Source organism: Pseudarthrobacter sp. S6, assembly GCF_050156575.1.
Classification (GTDB): Bacteria; Actinomycetota; Actinomycetes; order Actinomycetales; family Micrococcaceae; genus Arthrobacter.
This window is the reverse complement of record NZ_CP189581.1, coordinates 3,747,628-3,761,947: the sequence shown is the minus strand read 5'-3', so window position 1 is coordinate 3,761,947 and position 14,320 is coordinate 3,747,628. Positions and strand designations below refer to the sequence as shown.

Genomic DNA, 14,320 nt, shown 5'->3' with positions numbered 1-14,320 from the left:
GGGGAGTTCAGTTGGCCGAGGCCAGGGCTGCGATGCGGGAGACGGCCAGCTCTGCGTAGAGCGCGGTTCCGTCGGAGAGCACGCCGTCGTCGAAGGCGGCGTAGGGGGAGTGGTTGAACGCGGTTTCGTTGTGGTCGGCGCCGGGGGCGACGGCGCTGAGCCCGATAAACGTCCCGGGTACCTCCGCGAGCACCCTGGAAAAATCCTCGGATCCGCTGAGTGGAGTGGCCCAGCGGGTGAGGCGCGAGTGTCCAAAGAGGTCTTCAATGGTCTTTTCTGCGGTGCGTGTTTCGTCGTCGTCGTTGACGGTGAGCGGGTACTCGTGGCGGTAGTCGACGTCCACCTCGAGGCCGTGGGCTGCGGCGATGCCCTTCAGCAGGGTGGGAACGGCGGACATCATCCGCTCCCGGGAGGCCTCCGAGAAGGTTCGGATGGTGGCTTCGATGCGCGCCGATTCCGGAATGATGTTTCGCTTAGTGCCTGCGTGGAGGACACCCACCGTCAGGACCACGGGATCGAACATGTCGAACTGGCGGGTGATCATCACCTGCAGGGCGGTCACCATTTCGGCGGCCGCCGTAACGGGGTCCTTGGCTGTGTGAGGGGCCGAACCGTGGCCGCCGGCGCCCAGAACCGTGGCGGTGAGGGCGTCCGAGGCGCTCAGCATCACGCCGGGTTTGGTGCAGAACCGGCCATGCGGTTCCAAGGCGGAAAACACGTGCATCCCATAGGCGGCGTCAACCCGGCGTCCGGCCGCGTCCAGCACGCCTTCGCGGATCATGTGGCCCGCCCCGTCAAAGCCTTCCTCGCCCGGCTGGAACATCAGCACGACGTCGCCGGCCAGATGATCCCGGCGCTCGGACAGGAGCGTGGCTGCGCCGGCGAGCATGGCGGTGTGGAGGTCGTGGCCGCACGCGTGCATGGCGCCGTCGATCTTGGACGCGAACTGGACGCCGGTCCGTTCCTGGACGGGGAGACCGTCCATGTCAGCACGCAGGAGGACTGTTGGTTTTGTTGCCGATGCGTGCGGTGCGGTGCCGCGAAGAACTGCGGTGACCGACGTCGTGCTCTTGCCCAGGGTGATCTCGAACGGCAGGCCGTCTAGGGCTTTCAGGACCTTTTCCTGGGTCCGGGGAAGGTGCAGTCCGATCTCCGGTTCCTGATGCAGCTCGTGGCGGAACCGGGCGATCTCGTCCTGGAGTTCCCTGGCGTCGGTGGTGATCGACATATGCTCTCCTAATTTCTGAACGTTTGGTCAGTAACCCGCTTCCATTGTGAAGTGATGCGGTTCACAAGCGCCGAAATTGCTGGAAAAAACCAAAAGTATGATTGAAATGGCAGGATTCATTCACTGAAGCGTGGAGGTTGACGAAGTGGTGCTAAGCGAGGAAGACCTGGCACTGATCAACGCGCTGCAGATTGCACCGCGGATCAGCTGGTCGGATGCGGCCACGGTGCTGGGAGTGAATGCCACCACGCTGGCCGCACGCTGGGACAGGCTGAAGTTGTCCGGGGCGGCCTGGACGACGGCCCACCTGATTGGAGATCCCAAACAGATGTGCCTGGCGTTGGTGGACGTGGACTGCGAAATGCGGCAGCGGGACGAGGTGACCGCGGCGCTTGCAGCAATCCCCGAAGTGGTCACGGTGGAGGAAGCTGGAAGCAACCGGGATCTTATGCTGACAGTCATAGCGCCCACCTTGGCCCGGTTCACGGAGGAGGTACTTCCGCGGTTAAAGGAGATCCCCGGACTACTGAAGTACCGGACCTCGTTGTGCACCCGACTGCATTCCAGTGGCTATGCGTGGCGGCTCAACATTTTGGACAAGGCGAAGCAAAATGCGCTCAAGGCCTTGGCCGGTCCGGTGGCCACCGGTCCGGCGGCCCCGATGACCGGAGCTCCGCTGCCGCCCAGCCACCTGGATCTGATCCCGTTCCTTGCTCGGGACGGGCGCGCGGGCGCCGCGGAGATTGCCCGGAGCCTGGGCAGGAGCCCGGCGACAGTCCAACGGCAGCTCAACAGGGTGCTGGCAAGCGGGCTGCTGTCCTTCCGTTGTGAAATTGCCCAGAAGCTCTCCGGCTATCCAGTGAGCTGCCAATGGTTCGTCAACGTGCCGGCGGGCCAGCACGAGGCCGCTGCTGCCGAACTCCGCAGCCTCCGCACTGTCCGGCTCAGCGCGTCCACCACAGGGAGCACAAATTTTGTCATCGTCATGTGGCTGCATTCGCTGGCCGATGTGATGAACGCCGAATTGGCCCTCCAGCAACGCATCCCGCAGATCGAGCTCGTGGAGAGCGTCGTGATCCTGAACACCGCCAAGCGGGTGGGCTGGATGCTGAACCCGGATTCGACGGCGAGCGGCGCCGTTGTGGTCTCGGGCACGGAGCTGCCGGTCCTGGGGCTCCCCTGAGCTTTCGGTGCCAGCCGTGGGTGGCCCTCGTTGAAACCTGTACCGGCCTTCTGAATACTGGAAGTCTGAGAGGATCGGGACGAGCGCGGAGGCGGTGACTGAACATGGGCGGCGAGAGCGCCTTCAGGCGCCGGCTGGAACGGGCTGCCGAGCTCCGGTCCTACCGCGGAGCCGGCATCAGTGCCGAGGAAGAGGCCGAACTCGAGGCCGCCGAGGCCAAGGACCGGGATATTAGCAAGAAGGTGGACGATGCGCGGCGGGCGGAGTACCTGATCCGGGACGCCATGGCACAGGGCAAATTCGACAACCTCAAATACGCCGGCAAGCCGATCCCCGGGCTGGGGGAGGCCTACGATCCTGACTGGTGGGTGAAGGGCCTGATTCAGCGCGAGAACATCAGCGGGCTGGGCCCCAAGGCCATCCTGCTCCGCACCGAAGACGCCGAACTGGACGGGCGGTTGGATGCCCAGTTCACCGAAAAGCAGGTCCGGGACCTCCTCGCAGACTTCAACGCCCGGGTGGTTGACGCCCGGCGCCAGCTCCAGGGCGGTCCGCCCGTCATCACCAAAACACGCGACGTCGAAACGGATGTGGCGCGCTGGCGCGAACGCCGTGCCGCCCTCGCACAAGACGCACCTCCCGAACGGGAACCGAAGCGTCCGTGGTGGCAGCGGCTCTGGCGCGGCACCACTTAGGAGAACGCACGACGGCGGCGCCACCCGCCGTCGTCGGCTGTCAGGGTCGTCGGCTCCTAGGGTCTTCCGCCCGGGAAGCCGTTCTGAGGCGGAAAGCCCGGAATCTCGGACGCGGGCGGCGGGACGGGCGGCGGGACGGGCGCGGGAGCAGGAGCAGGAGCAGGAGGTGGCTCTGGCACGGGAGCCGGCGGGGGAGCGGGAGCGGGTGCGGGCGCCGGGGCGGGTGCAGGCCTCGGCGCGGCCGGTGCCGGAGTCGGTTTCGGCGGAGCCACCATGGACGCCGGCGGGGCCGGGAACGGGTTCGCCGGGTAGAGCGGGGCGGCCTGGAGCATGTAGTTGACCCACTGCGGCCCGGCGATCATGTAGCCGTCAAGGCGGGGGTAGAACTGGCCGTTGACGGTGACGTTCTGGCCGGGACGGTTTTGGCCTTCCAGCGCATCGCCGAAGAAGGACGCTGTGGCCAGCCCCGAGGTGTAGCCCACCACCCAGGTGGAGCCGTTGTTGTTCGAGGTACCGGTCTTGGCGGCAACGGGCATCAGCGTGTGGATTTTGGGGTTGATCCACACCCCGGAGCCGACCTTCAGCACGTCCTGGAGCACCGCGTTTACGCCTCGGGCAACCTCCGGTTTGACGGCGTCGCGGCAGTCACTGGTCTGGCCGGCGAGTTTCCCGCCCGACACCTCCGTCACCTCAAGTACGGCGACAGGGGAGCAGTACCGGCCATCGTTGGCGAAGGTGGCGAATGCATTGGCCAGGTGGACCGGTGCGACGCCGATGGCCCCGAGCAGATTGCCCAGCTGATGCATGTTGATCTGGGCGCCATCCAGTCCACTGTGCAGCCCCACGCTGTCCACCATCTTCTGGATGCCGCAGAAGTCGAGCTGGGTAGCCTCAGCGAACGTGGCCGTGTTGATGGAGTTGTACAGCCCGTAGTTCACGGGCATGGGACGGTAATAGCCCTCGTCAGCATTCTGCAGGTCATCGGCGGCGCCCAGCTCGGGGTTGTTCTGCGCCGTGCTGTAAGCGCCCAAGACCTTTCCGCAGCTGGAGCGCCACGGGAAACCCAGCGGATACACCCGGCGTGAGGCGTCCACCACGCCGGTCAGCGATTTGCCCTCGTTCAGCCACTCCGCGAACGTGAAGGGCTTCATGGTGGAGCCGGGCTGGAAACCGCCTGCCCCGTTGAGGTCATTGCCTTGAAGATCATGGGAATCCACATTGAAGTTCAGTTGGGTATCAAACTTACCTTCGGCCGGCAGGAATACCGTGTTCTGCGCCATTGCCAGGATCTTCCCCGTGCCCGGCTGGATCGAGACCAGGGACGCGCCCCAGCGATCTGGATTCGCTCCGGCGGTGCTGTCAACCTGTGCCTGGGCCGCCGCCTGGAGCCGGCTGTCCAGGGTGGTGACGATGGTGAGCCCGCCGCGGTACAGCTTGCGCTGGCGCTCGATCAGGGTTGTGCCGAAGGCCGGGTTGTTCAGGATCAGATGCGAAATGTAGTCGCAGAAGTAAGGTGCCATCTGGGCGTTGGCGCAGCCCTGCTTCCCCGGACTGAGCTTGAGCTCGATGGGGGTGGCCGTGGCGGCGTCGTGGTCCGCCTGGGTGATCTTGCCCTTGGCCAGCATCTCGGAAAGAACCTGGTTCCGGCGGCTCGTGGCATGCTCCGGATTGACGGCGGGGTTGTAGTAGCTGGGGCTGTTGACCAGACCGGCCAGAAGGGCGGCCTGCGGCAGCGTGAGATCGGCCGCCGTGGTGCTGAAGAAATACCGCGCCGCCGCCTCGACTCCGTAGGCCTCGCGGTTAAAGAACACGATGTTCAGGTAGCCCTCGAGGATCTGGTCCTTGCTGAATTTCTTCTCCAGCGCAATGGCCAGCTTCATCTCGCGGAGCTTGTCCCCGATGCTCTTCTGGCCGCTGAGGACCACTTCGTCGGTCTTGTCCTGGGACACGAAGGACTCATTGATCACGTTGGTGACGTACTGCTGCGTGATGGTGGAGGCGCCCTGCCTGCCCTCACTCGTCAGGTTGAAGATCGCGGCACGGAGAATCCCTTGCGGGTCGATGCCCGGGTGCTCATAAAAGCGGCTGTCCTCGATGGCCACGATGGCATCCCGGACATAGGGGGATATCCGGTCCAAGGGGATCTTGATCCGGTTCTCGGTATAGAACGTGGCTATTGGCTGGCCGTCTGAGGTGAGGACTTTGGTGGATTGCGACGGCGGCCCAACGATCAGTTCCGAGGGGAGTTCATCGAAGAAACTGATGGAGCTGCTGACGCCGAAGCCCACCGTCGCAACCGCAGGGACCACCAGGCTTGCGGCCAGGACTCCGCACATGGCGCTCGCCGCAAAGAACCCGATGACCCTTCCCAAGGTGGCGGCCAACCGGTGCCTGCGTTTCTTTTGCTGCGCCATTGTTCAGCCCTCGAGCTCGCGACGTGAGAACAGGATACGCCGCCGGGACCTGCGGCAACCAGATATTGGATTAACTGATGCCAAGCCGGTACTTACCGCCCTGTACTTTCGTTCCAGTCCTTGTTTCGCGATACATGCCGATGTATCGTTAAGTATCGGTGAGTAGTTGACCGATAACCATTCATTAAGATAAGGGAAAGGGAGGATGCCACCATGAAAGGCATTCACGACGACAAGTTTTTGGAACCTCCTTTCGGGCGGGGACGGTTTGAACGCGGCAGGGGCAGGCGCGGACCACACGGGCACCGCGGCGGAGGATTCGGCCCGGGCTTCGGTCCGGGGGGCGGGTTTGGTCCAGGCTTCGGTCCGGGTCCCCGGCGGGCAAGCAGGGGTGATGTCCGGTGGGCCATCCTGTCCCTCCTGGCCAAGGCCCCCTCCAACGGTTATGGCCTGATCAAGACCATCGCGGAGAAAACGTCGGGGGCATGGCGGCCCAGCCCAGGGTCGATCTACCCGACGCTGCAGCAGCTGGTGGACGAGGACCTGATTGAGCCCCTCAGCGAGGGCCGGCGGACCGACTTCACCCTCACTGACGCCGGTAAAGCCTACGTGGCCGAGCATGCGGAGGAGCTGGAGAATGCGTGGAACAGCGACGCGGAAGGGTCCGGGCCCGCCTTCCACCAGAGCGTGGGCAAGCTGATGGGAGTCATTCATCAGTTCCGCACGGCAGCCACGGAAGAACAGCGTAATGCTGCGGTGGAAAAGCTCGACGAAACCCGCCGCGCGCTCTACCAGATCCTGGCCGACTGAGCCCGTTCACGTCAGGCTGAACGGGCTCAACCGGAGGCATCAGAAGGCGATCAGTAGCCTCTGTCGTTAGGCGAAGGTGTCTTCCTTGGCGGGAGCGGGAGCCGCAGCAGGTTCCGGCGTCCGGCGGACCAGCGGGTTGAAGTGGCTACCCAGCCCACCGAAGGCGTAGGCGGTCTCGGCATGCTCGGAAAGATCCACGCCTACCATCTCGGCTTCGTAGCTCACCCGGAACCCGATGGTCTTGTTGATGGCCCGGCCGATCACCAGGGTCACGCCACCGGAGAGGGCCACGGTGACCACTACCGCTACGGCCTGAGCCGTCAGCTGCTGGAGACCGCCGCCGTAGAAGAGGCCGCCGCCCTGGCCGTCCACGGGGAGGGCGATGAAGCCCAGGGCGAGTGTGCCGATGAGCCCGGCGCCGAGGTGTACTCCCACCACGTCCAGGGAGTCGTCAAGCCCGAAACGGTACTTCAGGTCAACAAACACGCAGCTGGCTGCACCGGCCACCAGGCCCAGGCCGATGGCGGCCACTGGGCTGATGTTGGCGCAGGACGGTGTAATAGCCACCAGGCCGGCCACAACACCGGAGGCTGCGCCCAGGGACGTGGGGTGGCCGTGGCGGATCTTCTCCGTCAGCAGCCAGCTGAGCATGGCCGCGGCCGGGGTGACCAGGGTGTTGATCCAGATCAGGCCGGCCTGCTCCGCGGTGGTGGCGGCGCCGCCATTGAACCCGAACCAGCCGAACCACAGGATGGCCGCGCCGAGCATGATGAAGGGGACATTGTGCGGGCGGTGGCTGGGATCCTTGGCGAAGCCGTGGCGCTGGCCAACCACCAGGGCCAGGACCAGGGCCGCCGTGCCCGAGCTGATCTCCACCACTGCACCGCCGGCGAAGTCGATGACCTGGCCGAAGACCTGGGTGATGGCTCCGCCGGCGCTCATGAGCCCGCCGCCCCAGATCATGTAGGCCAGGGGGCAATAGACCAGCGTGACCCACAGCGGCACAAACACTGCCCACGCGCTGAACTTGGCACGGTCCGCGATTGCGCCGCTGATGAGGGCCACGGTGATGATGGCGAAGGTGGCGCTGAAACCGGCTTTGATGAGGTCAGGGGAGCCCATGAGGTTCTGCAGCCCGAAGTTGGCGAAAGGGTTGCCAAAAATGCCCAGGATTCCGTCGCCGGTGGTCATGGAATAACCCCACAGGACCCACACAACTCCCACGATGCCGGCAGAGATGAAGCTCATCATGATCATGTTCAGTGCGGCCTTGGCACGCGTCATGCCGCCATAGAAAAGACCGAGTCCGGGTGTCATAAGCAGCACCATTGCCGCCGCGATCATCATCCAGACGTGTTGCGCAGTGATCTCCACCGGTGGGTCCCTTTCATTGATCCTGAATACGGGGACTTTTCTTAGGTGTCCCGTGTATCCCCCGATCAATATTTGCCGCCGCGTGTTTCCGATTGCTCTTCACTAAGTTGCGGACACGTTACGGACCGGCGTCATTCGTGAAGATCGCATGACCGTGATGTTTCGGGCGTGTAAACAGAACCTGTTGAATGACGCTCCGGCAGGAAGCCTTGCGCCCCTGGTGCCAGCGACGGCGGGCGACGGTGCGCGCACGTGGTGAGAAGCCGCCGTCGGGCGCTGGAAATGGCAACGTTTCCTGAAAATGAACGGCGACTCACCGCCGTTGCGGCCGGCACCGCGGGGAGAATTCGCAGGGCCGGGCCGGGGGTCAGAAGGTCCGGGCGTTAGCCAGGACAGGCAGATTGCCGCGGACCTCTGCAACGACGGACTGGTCAATGTCGACGACGGCGAGTTCCGGTTTGCCGCCGAGGGCCATTAGGGCAGCACCCAGGGGAGAGATGACGGCGCTGTGGCCAACGCCGGTGGGAGCCTTGCCGGCGGAGGCGATGCCGACACTTGCCGGATCTCCCTGACCGCTGGCCACTACGAAGGTGGTGCTGTCCAGGGCGCGGGCGCGGACCAGGAGGTCCCACTGTTCAGCTTTGCCCTCGCCGGCTCCCCACGAGGCGCAGACAATGTTGACCTGGGCGCCGGCTTTGGCGTTGGCCGTGAACAGTGCCGGGAAACGCACGTCGTAGCAGGTGGCCAAGCCGAAAGTGGTGCCGCCCACCTCGAAGGTCACGGGGGCTGTTCCTGCGTCGACGGTATCGGATTCGGCGAAACCAAATGCATCAAAGAGGTGGATCTTGTCATAGGAGGTCTCGACGCCCGGGCCGGTGACCAGCAAGGTATTCCGCACCCGGCCGCCCCCGCCCGGGGTGAACATGCCCGCTACCACGGTGATGTCCAGCTCGTGGGCAATGCTGCGGACGGCGGCGGCCCACGGTCCCTCCAGCGGCTCGGCAATGTCCGTTAGGCTGTTGCCGAAGGCGCGCATGGCGGCTTCCGGGAACACCACGAGCTCGGCTCCGGCGGCTTTGGCCCGCGTGGCGTAGTCTCGGATTAGCTCCAGGTTGGCGGCCAGATCGGCGCCGGAGATGATTTGGGCAACTGCTAAACGCATGAAATTACTCCAGTCTGTTGTATACATAATGTATGCGAATAAGTTCGGCTACGTCGGCGTCCGGCCGCGAGAAGGCGTACGCGTACCTGCGGGAAAACATCCTGATTGACCCGGAGGTGCAGGGGAAGTTCCTGAACGAGCAGGAACTGGCCGCGGAGATCGGCGTATCGCGAACTCCGGTCCGGGAGGCGCTTCTGCTGCTCGTCTCCGACGGCCTGGTGGAACTGATTCCGCAGCGCGGTGCCTATGTTCCGCCGGTAACGGGCCGCGAAATGTCGGAACTGATGGAGCTCCGGGGTGTGCTCGAAAGCCATGCCGCCCGCCTGGTTATCGAACAGCGCCGCGTTCCTGCGGAAACGATGCAGGACACCCTGGACCAGCAGGCCCAGCTTCCCGAGGACCTGAACTCGGCGGCTGCGCAGGAGTTCATCCGGCTGGACACCCTCTTCCATCAGCTGCTGATCGACGCCGCGGGCAATGAGCTCATCTCCCGAACGTACAGCAAACTTCATGTCCGGCAGATCCTGATGGGCGTCGCTGCCCTGTTCCGCACCGGTGACCGGCGCGGACAGGTGTGCGCCGAACACCAGGACATCCTCGATTCCCTGGTGTCCGGCGATGCCGCTAAGGCGCAGGAGGCCATTGACCATCACCTGGCCGTCACCCGGGATATCCTGCTCCGCGCCTGATGGAGAGTTTTTGTCCACATAACGCGGGGTAAAAGGCGTTTTGGGTGCATTATGTGGACAAAAACTCCGGCCGGCATAGCTGGCTTCGTCGGTTGAGGTTGCCAGGTGGGCGGGCCCACCTGGGCGTTCCGGACCCCACCGCCCCGCCGGCGCTCTACCCGGTCTCGCCATACCTGGCGCAGCAGGTTTCCGAAGTCCGCGTGCAGCATGCCCGGACCTCCGGGGAAGCTGAATGGGCGCTGGTCAACCTGGACCAGATCACGCTGAAGGGCTGGGTGAGGGAGGGCGAAACTCCGGACGCGATGATCCAGGACAGCCCGCTGGAAGCCCTGCTGACCCCGGGCTACTGGCTGGACGTGCCGACCGAGCGCGGCCTGAATGAGCCGGGGTCGGTCCTCATTTCCGGCACGGTGGCCATGACCAGCGGCGTCAACCGGTTCGCCCGCAGCTGGAAAGTGGAGATGACAGACCCCGTGACCGGATCCACCGTGGACGCCCAGTACGTGGTGGAGCAGATGGCCGAGCCTGTCGGCTGATTCCGCCGGGCAGGCTCACGCTGGGGGTCGGAACTCCCGGTAGCATCATTGCTATGCCCACTGCGCTTGAAATGGCAGGTCCCATTCTGGAAATGATGACCTGGCTGTGCCTTCCGCCGGGGCTTGCCCTGTTGTTCTACTCGGGCATCCTCCGGCGGTTTGTGCACCCTTGGAACATTGCGGAAGCAGTGGTCTATGCGGACGCTACCGGAACGGGCTTCCGCTGGTTTGACCGCAAGTACCAGGTTCACCACGCCCCGATGTCACCCCACGACATCAAGGACCTGGCCGTTGGCGACACCCTGCCGATCTACTACCACCCCAAGCGCCCCACCCAGTGGCAGACCGCAGCGCCCGAATCGGTGGGGTGGACCGCCGTCGTGCTTGGCCGGGTGCTCGCCGGGATCGGCGCCGTGGCGCTTATCGCCGGCTTCCTGCTGCCGATGTTCTGACGTTCAGGGGCTGGACACCGGCAGGCTCACGGCCAACCGGGAATGCGGCCCGCCGCAGGGAGGTTGGGCCATACATGCGACGCATTGGATTCCTTTCGTTCGGCCATTGGGGCCCCGGCCAGGGCTCCCGCACCAGAACCGCCGGCGAGGCCCTGCGTCAGGGCATTGAGCTGGCGGTGGCCGCCGAGGAAGTCGGAATCGACGGCGCGTTCTTCCGCGTGCACCACTTCGCCCGTCAGCAGGCGTCCCCGTTCCCGCTGCTGGCAGCCATCAGAAAATGAAACCGACGCAGACATGGCCCACCGCCACACTGCCCGGTTCCGGAACGCCATCACTGGCGCAGGCGTGGCCGAGGCGGACCCGCGCTACGCCGGCGGTGCCACCGGCCTGTTGCCGGTCCAGCCGCAGTCGCCGGGCCTCGCGGAGCGGATCTGGTGGGGCGCGGGAAGCCGCAGCACCGCCGTGTGGGCGGCCGGCCTGGGCATGAACCTGATGAGCTCCACACTGCTCACCGAGGAGACCGGTGTCCCCTTCGACCAGTTGCAGGCGGAGCAAATCCAACTCTTCTGGGACGCCTGGGCCGCGGCAGGACACAGCCACCAACCGCGTGTCTCCGTCAGCCGGAGCATCCTGCCGATCGTTGACGATGAGGACAACAGGTATTTTGCGGGCAGCGCGCTGCGGGACAGTCGGGACCAGGTGGGCGTCATCGACGGCCTCACGGCATGCTTTGGCAAGACCTATGCCGGTGCCCCTAATCTCCTGGCCGAACAGCTGGCGGCCGACGCCGCGGTCCAGGCCGCGGACACACTGCTGGTGACGGTGCCCAACCAGTTGGGCGTTGACTTCAATGCCAAATTGCTGGGCAACATCGCCCGGCACATTGCGCCCGCCGTCGGCTGGACCCCGGCCCGTTCCTGATCCGGGGCTGATTCCGCTGGGCGATCCGCCCGGAACGTAATATCCTGAGAAGGTGCGGGCCATTGAGGCCCGGTTATCCCTCACGGCCTAGAGAGGCTCACCATGTCCGAAAAACTACACCTGACGCCGGAAGACGAGTTCCCGGAAGATCTTTCCACCGTTCCGGACCGGGAGCTACAGGTTCTGGACAGCCAGGTGCAGCGTCAATTGGACTATGAGTACGTGGCTGAGGGCGAACCAAATCCGGAGACGGAGTTCAGGCACCATGACCTCGATGAGGAATTCGAGGACCGGGACAGCCGCTGACAACCGTCCACCGCCGTCGGTCCGGCCATTCGCGTGACCTGCAGAGGAAACTAGTCAGTGTCCTTAGTAATATTGCTCAAGGAACCATCCATAAGCCACAGCCGTTAGGCTTGTAGGGGGCATAGGGGGCTAAGCGCCTCATTTTACTGCGTGACTGCGGAACGGTCAGGAGAGAGAGATATGGCTCGCGCCGCTTTAGGTTTTACGGCATGATCCGGCTACGTCAGCTGGCACAGGCGGCTTCCGTGCTGACCACGCCATTGGCACCGGAAGATATTCTGGCGCTCTTCAACCCTGTCTTCTCAGCGCGCCAGCTGCGTGGCGTGGTGACCCGTGTGGTCCAGGAAACGGCGCAGTCGGCCACCATTTTCTTTCGTCCCGGCCGCGGCTGGCATTCGCACCTGGCCGGCCAGTGGGCGCGAATCGGCGTTGAGCTCGACGGTGTCCGCCACTGGCGCTCCTATTCGCTGAGCGCCCCCGCAGGCAAGGACCCCGCTATCACCGTCACCGACGTCGGAGCAGTTTCCGGAACCCTGGTCCGGACCACCAAACCTGGTGACGTCCTTTTCCTGGCACCCCCGCAGGGCGACTTCGTCCTGCCCGAGCACCCCAGGCCGCTCCTGATGGTCACCGCCGGCAGCGGTATCACCCCGGTGATGTCCATGATCCGCACCCTTGTTCCGCGCCGCCCGGATGCCGACGTCGTGCTGGTGCACTCGGCCCGCACGCCCGGCGACAGCCTCTTCCGCGAGGAACTCGCCGAACTGGCTGACCAGTTCCCCAACTTCCGGCTGGCCCACTGGTACACCGGCGAACAGGGCCGGATGGACCTGACCAACACGGCCGAGCTCGATGAGATCTGCCCGGACTGGAAGGAACGGGCCGCGTACGCGTGCGGTCCGGACAGTTTCCTGGACGACGCCGAGGCCCTGTGGAAGCAGGCATCCCTCACCGCCGGCGCCCCCGGTTCCGATGTTGCCATCGCCGGCGATCCCGGCAACCTGATGATTGAACGGTTCAACACCACCTTCGCCGGGGGTGTGGGGCACGACGGCGGCCTGGTCACCTTTGAGGCGTCGGACCGGGAAGTTGACGCCGACGGCGATACTCCGCTGCTCGACGTCGGCGAGGACGCCGGGGTGCTCATGCCCAGCGGCTGCCGAATGGGAATCTGCCACAGTTGCCTGACCCCGCTCCTGGCCGGACAGGTCCGTGACCTTCGCACCAACGAGGTCCACGGCGAACCCGGCCAACTGATCCAAACGTGTGTCTCGGCAGCCGCCGGACCCGTCAACCTCGAACTCTGAGGAGCAATACCGCATGTCAGTAGTTTCAGAAAGTAAGAAAGTTTCCGAAGGCAAGACCGCCCCCACCGGAGCGGCAAAGACGCGCCCCGGCGCGCTGGCCGAGTCCGGCAGCCCGCTGGTCCGTCCTCCTGCCGCAGCGCACCTGTCGGATGAACAGGTAGCTGAGCTGGGCCGCGAACTCGACGCGATCCGCGACGAAATCCTGGCCAAGCGCGGCGCCTCCGACGCCGCCTACATCCGGCGCATGATCAAGATCCAGCGCGGGCTGGAGATCTCCGGCCGCGCGGCTTTGCTGGTCAGCAAGAACAAGGCAGCCTGGGTCACCGGCACCACGCTGCTGAGTTTCGCCAAGATCCTGGAAAACATGGAACTCGGCCACAATATCCTGCACGGGCAGTGGGACTGGATGCGGGACCCGGACATCCACTCCACCACATGGGAGTGGGACTTCGTCACACCCTCACGGGCCTGGCAGCACACGCACAATGACCTCCACCACCGCTGGACCAACGTGGTTGGCAAGGACAACGACGTCGGGTACAACCTTCTGCGCATGGACGAGGACCAGCCGTGGCAGCCCCACAACCTGGGCAACCCGCTGTACAACGCCATCCTTTCCCCGCTGTTCGAATGGGGCATCGCCATCTACGACCTCGAGCTTGCTGAGTACCAGGCAGGAAAGAAGTCCAAGGAAGCGCTCGTCAAGGACCTCAAGGCCCTGGGCCGCAAGGTGGTCACCCAGTTCACCAAGGACTACGCCGCCACTCCTGCCGTTGCCATGCTCACCGGTTCCGGCAAGCAGGCGCTCTACGGCACCCTGACCGCCAACGCCGTCCGCAACGTCTGGGCGCACGCCGTGATCTTCTGCGGTCACTTCCCGGAAGGCACTGACACCTTTACAGAGGAAATGGTGGAAGGCGAAACCCGCGGTGACTGGTACGTCCGGCAGATGATCGGCTCCGCCAACATCTCCGGTTCCAAGTTCATGCACCTGATGACAGGCAACCTGTCGCACCAGATCGAGCACCACCTTTTCCCGGACCTGCCGTCCAACCGGTACGCCGAGGTCGCTCCGCGGGTACGCGAGATCTGCCAGCGCTACGGCCTGAAATACACCACGGGTCCGCTGCTGAAGCAGGTGGGATCGTCCTGGGCGAAGGTCTTCAAGCTGGCGCTGCCGGGCAAGGCTGCCAAGGCTTGAGCTGACTAAGCCTTTAAAAGAGTGGAGGGGCCAGGCGAATCG

Annotated in this window: 13 protein-coding genes and 1 pseudogene; 10 read left to right on the top strand and 4 right to left on the bottom strand. The window is 64.7% G+C overall.

Annotated elements, in window-relative coordinates; all coding sequences use genetic code 11:
* Positions 1-7 precede the first annotated feature (7 nt).
* A complete protein-coding gene (locus tag ACQCS0_RS18060; RefSeq protein ID WP_354154522.1) occupies positions 8-1,228 on the bottom strand; it encodes a M20 family metallopeptidase in 1,221 nt (406 codons plus the stop codon).
* A 145-nt stretch (positions 1,229-1,373) separates the two neighbouring features.
* Here ACQCS0_RS18060 and ACQCS0_RS18055 point away from each other — a divergent pair, with 145 nt between their 5' ends.
* Both ACQCS0_RS18055 and ACQCS0_RS18050 read left to right on the top strand, forming a co-directional pair.
* Entirely contained in the window at positions 1,374-2,411 is a 1,038-nt protein-coding gene (locus tag ACQCS0_RS18055; protein WP_354154615.1) for an AsnC family transcriptional regulator, read from the top strand.
* A 104-nt stretch (positions 2,412-2,515) separates the two neighbouring features.
* The gene (locus tag ACQCS0_RS18050) at positions 2,516-3,106 is read left to right on the top strand and encodes a DUF1992 domain-containing protein (RefSeq protein WP_354154523.1); all 591 of its coding nucleotides are present in this window, start codon (positions 2,516-2,518) and stop codon (positions 3,104-3,106) included.
* A gap of 56 nt (positions 3,107-3,162) precedes the next feature.
* Here the strand turns inward: ACQCS0_RS18050 and ACQCS0_RS18045 are convergent, their stop codons facing one another.
* Entirely contained in the window at positions 3,163-5,520 is a 2,358-nt protein-coding gene (locus tag ACQCS0_RS18045) for a transglycosylase domain-containing protein (RefSeq protein WP_354154524.1), read from the bottom strand.
* 213 nt (positions 5,521-5,733) lie between these two features.
* Between ACQCS0_RS18045 and ACQCS0_RS18040 the strand changes: the two genes are divergently transcribed.
* The gene (locus tag ACQCS0_RS18040; protein WP_354154525.1) at positions 5,734-6,330 is read left to right on the top strand and encodes a PadR family transcriptional regulator; all 597 of its coding nucleotides are present in this window, start codon (positions 5,734-5,736) and stop codon (positions 6,328-6,330) included.
* Between the two features lie 66 nt (positions 6,331-6,396).
* On the opposite strand, the gene ACQCS0_RS18035 is transcribed toward ACQCS0_RS18040, so the two are convergent.
* Both ACQCS0_RS18035 and ACQCS0_RS18030 read right to left on the bottom strand, forming a co-directional pair.
* Positions 6,397-7,704: an ammonium transporter gene (locus ACQCS0_RS18035; protein WP_354154526.1), complete on the bottom strand. Its 1,308-nt coding sequence runs from the start codon at positions 7,702-7,704 to the stop codon at positions 6,397-6,399.
* A gap of 367 nt (positions 7,705-8,071) precedes the next feature.
* Positions 8,072-8,866: a carbon-nitrogen hydrolase family protein gene (locus ACQCS0_RS18030; RefSeq protein WP_354154527.1), complete on the bottom strand. Its 795-nt coding sequence runs from the start codon at positions 8,864-8,866 to the stop codon at positions 8,072-8,074.
* 32 nt (positions 8,867-8,898) lie between these two features.
* Here ACQCS0_RS18030 and ACQCS0_RS18025 point away from each other — a divergent pair, with 32 nt between their 5' ends.
* The 7 genes and pseudogenes from ACQCS0_RS18025 (at position 8,899) to ACQCS0_RS17995 (ending at position 14,278) form a co-directional block, all read left to right on the top strand.
* Positions 8,899-9,555, top strand: a complete 657-nt coding sequence (locus tag ACQCS0_RS18025) for a GntR family transcriptional regulator (protein ID WP_426938883.1) — start codon at positions 8,899-8,901, stop codon at positions 9,553-9,555.
* Positions 9,556-9,599: 44 nt separating this feature from the next.
* Entirely contained in the window at positions 9,600-10,091 is a 492-nt protein-coding gene (locus ACQCS0_RS18020) for a DUF2848 family protein (protein WP_426939940.1), read from the top strand.
* Positions 10,092-10,144: 53 nt separating this feature from the next.
* Complete coding sequence (locus ACQCS0_RS18015; RefSeq protein ID WP_426938881.1) at positions 10,145-10,543, top strand: hypothetical protein; 399 nt, start codon at positions 10,145-10,147, stop codon at positions 10,541-10,543.
* 74 nt (positions 10,544-10,617) lie between these two features.
* A pseudogene (locus tag ACQCS0_RS18010) lies at positions 10,618-11,464 on the top strand (LLM class flavin-dependent oxidoreductase).
* Between the two features lie 102 nt (positions 11,465-11,566).
* Positions 11,567-11,770, top strand: a complete 204-nt coding sequence (locus ACQCS0_RS18005) for a hypothetical protein (protein WP_141141640.1) — start codon at positions 11,567-11,569, stop codon at positions 11,768-11,770.
* A 209-nt stretch (positions 11,771-11,979) separates the two neighbouring features.
* Entirely contained in the window at positions 11,980-13,077 is a 1,098-nt protein-coding gene (locus ACQCS0_RS18000; protein WP_282330210.1) for a ferredoxin reductase, read from the top strand.
* A 13-nt stretch (positions 13,078-13,090) separates the two neighbouring features.
* Positions 13,091-14,278, top strand: coding sequence for an acyl-CoA desaturase (locus ACQCS0_RS17995; protein WP_354222474.1), 1,188 nt, complete (start codon positions 13,091-13,093; stop codon positions 14,276-14,278).
* Positions 14,279-14,320: the final 42 nt, after the last annotated feature.

Excerpts from the sequence above, each read along its gene's own strand:
- ACQCS0_RS18005 (WP_141141640.1), top strand. The coding sequence starts at position 11,567 with ATGTCCGAAAAACTACACCTGACGCCGGAAGACGAGTTCCCGGAAGAT.
- ACQCS0_RS18015 (WP_426938881.1), top strand. The coding sequence starts at position 10,145 with ATGCCCACTGCGCTTGAAATGGCAGGTCCCATTCTGGAAATGATGACC.
- ACQCS0_RS18045 (WP_354154524.1), bottom strand. The coding sequence starts at position 5,520 with ATGGCGCAGCAAAAGAAACGCAGGCACCGGTTGGCCGCCACCTTGGGA.
- ACQCS0_RS18060 (WP_354154522.1), bottom strand. The coding sequence starts at position 1,228 with ATGTCGATCACCACCGACGCCAGGGAACTCCAGGACGAGATCGCCCGG.
- ACQCS0_RS17995 (WP_354222474.1), top strand. The coding sequence starts at position 13,091 with ATGTCAGTAGTTTCAGAAAGTAAGAAAGTTTCCGAAGGCAAGACCGCC.
- ACQCS0_RS18025 (WP_426938883.1), top strand. The coding sequence starts at position 8,899 with ATGCGAATAAGTTCGGCTACGTCGGCGTCCGGCCGCGAGAAGGCGTAC.
- ACQCS0_RS18040 (WP_354154525.1), top strand. The coding sequence starts at position 5,734 with ATGAAAGGCATTCACGACGACAAGTTTTTGGAACCTCCTTTCGGGCGG.
- ACQCS0_RS18000 (WP_282330210.1), top strand. The coding sequence starts at position 11,980 with ATGATCCGGCTACGTCAGCTGGCACAGGCGGCTTCCGTGCTGACCACG.
- ACQCS0_RS18050 (WP_354154523.1), top strand. The coding sequence starts at position 2,516 with ATGGGCGGCGAGAGCGCCTTCAGGCGCCGGCTGGAACGGGCTGCCGAG.
- ACQCS0_RS18030 (WP_354154527.1), bottom strand. The coding sequence starts at position 8,866 with ATGCGTTTAGCAGTTGCCCAAATCATCTCCGGCGCCGATCTGGCCGCC.